The following is a 5,278-nucleotide window of genomic DNA, read 5'->3' on the forward strand; positions in this document are numbered from 1 at the left end:
AATTCTCTGCTATGCTCTACACTACAGATAAATATAATATTTCCTTAGGAGCTGCATACAAAATAGAGTTCTTTAATGGGACAACTTCTGTAGGAGCTTACAAGCAAGTTGAGTTCCAAGACTCATTAATTGATAATCAATGGGTTAGATTTACTATGGATCATACAGCTCCAGACGCTCCTATAACACATGCTCGTATAGAGATATGGATTAGAAGAGCGGGGACTGTCTGGGTATCAGAGCCTCAATGTAACGTAGGAGAAAAACTCCCTACTTACCTAGAAAACCCTAAAGACATTGTAAACTATGACGCTATGGTTAAAGAGGTCGCTGATCGTGTTACTAAGACGGAATATAATACACGCAATTCTTCATATGACACTCAGTTTCAACAAACTACTCAAGAGATAAACTTGAGAGCAAAGTCTACAGATGTTTACTCTAAACAAGAAGCTGATGGCTCCTTTGGTAGCAAAGCTATAGTAGATAGACACGATGCAGAGATTAAATTGAACTCACAGAATATATCTCTTAAAGTTGACGCTAACGGAGTAATAGGGGCTATCAATCTCTCAAGTGAAGCTGCATCAATTCAAGCTAAGAAGATTTACTTGGACGGTTATGTGGAAGCTAAGCATATCAAGACAGGTAGCTTAAAAGGTGTCGTAATCATGACAGAAGATCCGTCTTCAGCTAATAACCATATGAGACTTGAGAAGCAGAATCTATCTTTGTATGGGTCAGGACGCTACAGAGGATACATTGGATTCATACCTACTACAGACGGCTCATTCACTGAAGCTATGGTGCTCGGAACTGATTACACTGGAGCAGGTGGTTCTGTAAATGACGCATTAGTTGTAGAACATTCTACTCCAAGTTTGACAAACTATGCTTCTTCAGTAGCAAGTATAGGAGTAGCTTCTGGGAGAGACTCAAGCGGTAAAATAGCAAAGCACTCATATTTATCTTTTGAAAGATATGATTACAAAACAACTCTCCAATCAAAAGGTGGAATAGACTTAAACGCTAATGCGGATATCTATATCAATGCTAGTCATTTAGGAAGTGTACGCGCGAGAGCTAAAGGATATAACTTCTTAAATGTTGCGTCAGACGCTTTCATATTTAGTAAAGAACGTACTCAGATATCGAATGACTTCATAATAAAATTGGATGATACTGTTAATCTGGAAGCAGTTGCTACAACGTACCACAACATGCATATTAAAGTCCACAAAGGAACAAGAAACCAAGAAGGGTTCTACTTCCTAAATAGATACGACCCAGCAGATGGAATTTACACAATGTACGCAAACATAAACTGTAGAAATTTGTGGGCGGCGGCTGATGTATCTGGTGTTACTTGGACTCAGCGCTCAACTAGAGAGATAAAATCAGACATCCAAACAATCCAAAGCGATGAGGTAGACGCTTTAATGTTATTGAAACCTAGTCAATATTTCTTAAATAAGGATGTAGAAGAGTACGGGATTGACTACTTAAGAGAGCACTCTAGTGATTTCCTACAATATGGTTTCGTTGCAGAGGAAACTCCAGAGCAATTCCAGGGCAAAGACAAGAAATCTGTAGTACCTTACTCATTGATTACTGTAAACATTGCAGCTACTCAGCAGATTATGTTAAGACAGAACGAACAACAAAAGGAAATAAACTCTTTGAAAGCGCAAAACATAGCTCAAGAGGAAAGAATATCCAAACTTGAAGCGCTTGTACAACAATTATTAGCTAATTAAGTGAGATTTTTCCTACTGAGGAACTAGACTAAGTTATCTCCCTAGCTCCTCTTTTTATTTTGGAATGAGGTGAATATATGACATTCAAAACGTATGAAATAAATATCGATTTAATTAATATCCCATCATCACCAGCAACTATTCGTTTTTCACAAAATGACCAAAACAGTGGGAAATTGCTTTTGAATATAACAAATAAAACAGTAGAAGTTGATTTATCGCTTGCTAAATCAGTAAAAATTTCTTTCAAGAAACCAGATGGAACACGTGTATTTCAAGATGATTGCCAACCGATCAACGCTTTAAAAGGTAAATATCAAGTTATCTTGAAGACGCAAACACTTACCGCAATCGGCAATGTTATGGGACAGGTTCAAATTGAAGAAGACAACAGAATCATAGAAACACAGAAATTTTGGTTTGTTGTAGATGAATCACTTTCAAACGATGGTGCAATTGAATCGACAAACGAATTTGGCGTTATACAGCAGGTTATTGATGTAGGAAAGCAACTTGAAGGAGTAGACATTCCAGCTCTTATTGCATCGAAAGAAACGGCAGAAGAAGCAAAGGCGGCAGTGACTGAAAACGCCACTCAAATTGACATTTTATCAAGTAATGTATCAACGACTAAGGATGAAGCAAAGCAGGCAAAAACAACGGCAGATAATTTAGTATCACGGGTAGATAATATAGTGGGGAATACAGGTAGTTCCAACACGGAAATAGTCGATATGAGAAATGATGCTCGTGGAGTCACGTACACTACCGCAAAACAACGGGTTGATGCAATTCAAGTGATGGCAGAAAAAAATAAAGTGTATGCATCTTTCCCACCATTGCCGAATTTGTACGATATAGCGAATAAATTAGTGTTACTTGCAAATGACGCGACTAAATGGGTGACGAAATTACAAGTCACAACAGATAGTACAATTAAATACGAAGGGCAAAACACAGTGAAATTCGATCACGCCGTAGGGCAAGGTAGTCCATATGGAAATTATGATCTCGCTGCGCCTGTTGATTTTACAAATGTAGATTATATTGAATTAATTTTATATGTTACTGGTGGAAATAATGTAGGAGCGAATTCGAATTTACGATTACATTCCGGGACTGCCGGATCTTTTAAAGCTGATATGTATCGGTATGTCAATTCGTCAACAGGACAAAAAGAAGGTTGGAAACGAATCCGAATAAATAAAAGTGAATTTACAATAAACGACGGTGCACCAACGTGGAATAATATCACGAAAGTTTTTCTTTCATTCACTATTTCCTCATCTGCTATAGCAAGTGTAAATTTAGCTAAAATTAGTACGCGAAATGTACAAGCTGGAATATTGAATATCGATTTTGATGATTCGCTTATCTCTACGTATAAAAACGCATTTCCGATAATGGAGAAATATAATCTGAAAGGTAATATTTATGTTATAACGAGTCGTGTCGGTACGCCTGGTTATATGACGTGGGGTGAGTTACAAGAATGTAGACAAGCAGGATGGACGATAGGGAGCCATACCGACTTACATCAAAATATCGCTAACTTGACACGGGAACAAATTATAAAAGAATTTGATGATTCGCAAAGAAAATTGCGTAACCATGGATTTTATTCTGGTTCTTATTTTTTTGCAGCTCCATTAGGCGGATGGTCAGACGTTGCTCGTGAAGAAGCATTAAAGCGTTTCATATACGCTCGTGTTTATAGACAAATACCTGCACTCGATTCTGTTCCGGTGGATGACCCTTTATTATCCGGATACCGTTCAGTAGAAAAGACAGATACCTTAGACAAAGTTAAAGGTGAAATTGACAATATTATCACTAAGAAATTGGCGTACAACATGACTTTCCATGATATCGAAGCGACGATACCAGGGACATATAATTGGCCTTTAACTGATTTTGAATCGTTATGCCAATACATCGCTGAAAAGCGTGACAGCGGGCAACTAATGGTACTGACGGCAGAAGAGAAAATTCTACAATTTGCAGGTGTGGAAAGTAATTTTCATGGAAAACATTCTGTATTGACTTCCGATCAGGAAGGAACGGTTATTTTAAAACTTAATAGAAATTGAATAAAATATGACATTAATTAAGTTATAGATTGAGAGGCGGAATTCGTCTCTCTTTTTATTTTGAAAGGAGGTGATGACTTGGAACAACCAAAACATGATGAATTCAGAGAACTACTAGTCGGATTAACAAGAGTAGAAACAAAACTTGATCTACTTGGAAACGTTAAAGATATCGCAATTGAGGCGCAACAGTCAGCAAAAAGCGCACATTTGCGTGTAGATAGATTGGACAAGCTTGTATTTTGGTTAGGAACAACAGTAATCGGTGCGGTTATTATGGGTGGAATTACAGCTTTATTCAAATTTGCAGGAAAGTAGGAGAGATAATGAACAAAGAAAATATCAAAAAACGATTCCGCAACTGGAAAACATGGCTTGCGGTTTTTTCATTGCTTGGATTTCTGTTTACGAAATTTGGAGTTTCTGATGCTAAGAGTTTTCTTGATGAACTAGCTCCATATCTGTTGTCTGTTGGTATTGCTTTAGGTATTTGGTCAGATCATGAAGAAAATCAAAAAGGAGATGTTGAATAATGGCTACAAATTATAATGAGGTAAAACAAGAGGTAATCAAAGAGATGGAACAACAATACGGGTTGATTCCAGGGTTCTTCAGTGAGGACAAAACAGCAAAAGCTATCTTCTTAAATAAAGGCAATTATGAAAGTAGTGTTTGGTTAGATGGGGAAGGCCTCTTTTATATGGACGATGTACCTTGGGAGGAATTAACTATTACAAATGCAGTAGCCGATACTGATACACCACCAATGTTTCGTAAACATGGAAACTGGGTACACATGACAGGTGCTATTAGATCAGTTGAAAACCAACAAGTATTCACAAGAATCACAACAGATATTGCTCCACATCAAGATTCTTACTTTGCAGTTACAGCATTTTTAGATAATAATCCAAATTATCCAGTTGCAGCTACTATATTAGTTCGTAAAGATGGACGAGTTTCTGCGTATCTTCCAGAAGTGAAAACCCGATATGTATCATTTTCGTTATCATATCCAATTAAGTAAAAAGGTTTATTACGGGCACTGTCATGAGACGGTGCTCTTTTTATTAAATTAAAAAGGAGAAGATGCCTAATGAAAAAATCGTTTAAATTTGTTTCTACCGTATTCATGACCTCACTGCTTCTATTTAGCCTTACTACAGAAGCTTTTGCAGATAGAACTCTTATTATTGATGGATTACCTAAAACTCCTTATCGTTATGGTGTCGGTGCATATGAGGGTGTTGTGGCACATAGTACAGCAACTCCAGAAGCACCAGCTATTAATATTCAAAAGTATGAGTCTCGTACATGGAGAAATGCTTTTGTTCATTATGCAGTCGATTGGAACGAAACAATTCAAATTGCGGATACAAAGTACATTGCTTATGGCGGTGGACCTGGTGCGAATAAACGTTTTGTACACGT

General features: G+C 37.3%; 4 protein-coding genes and 2 pseudogenes. All 6 read left to right on the forward strand.

Annotated elements, in window-relative coordinates; all coding sequences use genetic code 11:
* Positions 1 to 1,757: pseudogene (locus C564_RS37180) on the forward strand (phage tail spike protein); the annotation flags it as partial.
* A gap of 77 nt (positions 1,758 to 1,834) precedes the next feature.
* A complete protein-coding gene (locus tag C564_RS34165) occupies positions 1,835 to 3,847 on the forward strand; it encodes a BppU family phage baseplate upper protein (RefSeq protein ID WP_018768157.1) in 2,013 nt (670 codons plus the stop codon).
* 78 nt (positions 3,848 to 3,925) lie between these two features.
* Positions 3,926 to 4,165: a hemolysin XhlA family protein gene (locus C564_RS0130950; RefSeq protein ID WP_018768158.1), complete on the forward strand. Its 240-nt coding sequence runs from the start codon at positions 3,926 to 3,928 to the stop codon at positions 4,163 to 4,165.
* Positions 4,166 to 4,173: 8 nt separating this feature from the next.
* Positions 4,174 to 4,380: a hypothetical protein gene (locus C564_RS0130955; RefSeq protein WP_018768159.1), complete on the forward strand. Its 207-nt coding sequence runs from the start codon at positions 4,174 to 4,176 to the stop codon at positions 4,378 to 4,380.
* The gene (locus C564_RS0130960; protein ID WP_018768160.1) at positions 4,380 to 4,874 is read left to right on the forward strand and encodes a hypothetical protein; all 495 of its coding nucleotides are present in this window, start codon (positions 4,380 to 4,382) and stop codon (positions 4,872 to 4,874) included. The genes C564_RS0130955 and C564_RS0130960 overlap by 1 nt, the downstream gene beginning before the upstream one ends.
* A 69-nt stretch (positions 4,875 to 4,943) precedes the next feature.
* Positions 4,944 to 5,278 (forward strand): annotated as a pseudogene (locus C564_RS0130965) (N-acetylmuramoyl-L-alanine amidase); the annotation flags it as partial.

It is taken from the genome of Bacillus sp. 105MF (assembly GCF_000374885.1).
In the GTDB taxonomy this organism is placed as follows: domain Bacteria; phylum Bacillota; class Bacilli; order Bacillales; family Bacillaceae_G; genus Bacillus_A; species Bacillus_A pseudomycoides.